Here is a 352-nt window from a genome sequence, read left to right as displayed (position 1 = left end):
TCCTTCCAGCCCTGGTTGGGCAGCCGTTCGGCGGAGCCGCGGTAGGACACGAACTCCTCGAAGGTGCCGAGCCAGGCCAGCGCGCGCTCGGCGGCCGGCAGCAGCGCCTCGACCTCCTCGGCGGGCATGCCCCAGCGCCACGCCTCGGCGAGCGTCACCACGAACAGGGCCGTCGCGTCGACGGAGCCGTAGTAGACCGGCGGCAGGCGCCCCGGGGCGTACGCGGGCCGCAGCTCGTGCGGGATCTTGCCGGGCTCCTCCTCGGTGACCGGGTCGTGGCCGGCGCCCTGGTGGCGGGCCAGCGTCCGCAGGGTGCCGGCGGCCAGCTCGTGGCCGAGCGGGAGGGCGAGCC

This window comes from Actinoallomurus acaciae, assembly GCF_042429965.1.
In the GTDB taxonomy this organism is placed as follows: domain Bacteria; phylum Actinomycetota; class Actinomycetes; order Streptosporangiales; family Streptosporangiaceae; genus Actinoallomurus; species Actinoallomurus acaciae.
Note: the sequence above shows the minus strand (reverse complement) of the source record.